Genomic DNA, 252 nt, shown 5'->3' on the forward strand with positions numbered 1-252 from the left:
AATATCAAAGGAGAAGAATCCAACCTGCTCCTTGTTTATGGTTCAATCATTTAGGGTAAATTGAAAGGCAGAAGAATTCGATTATTAAAGGAGAAGAAAATGGCGGAGAATAATAACAAAACAAGTTACCCTAAAAATCTCTGGTCCGGCTTTCTTTTTGGCATAGGACTTGTCGCTTTTATCGATGAAGCAGTTTTTCATCAACTACTGCATTGGCATCATTTTTACGATAAATCCACGACTGCGTTCGGA

Annotated in this window: 1 protein-coding gene; it reads left to right on the top strand. The window is 37.3% G+C overall.

Features of this window, described 5'->3' with window-relative positions:
- Positions 1 to 99: 99 nt before the first annotated feature.
- On the top strand, positions 100 to 252 hold a 153-nt coding region (locus V7659_RS00210), incomplete at its 3' end, for a DUF2243 domain-containing protein (RefSeq protein ID WP_335537400.1).

Origin of the sequence: Neobacillus drentensis, assembly GCF_036966985.1 — a bacterium.
Classification (GTDB): domain Bacteria; phylum Bacillota; class Bacilli; order Bacillales; family Cytobacillaceae; genus Neobacillus; species Neobacillus drentensis_E.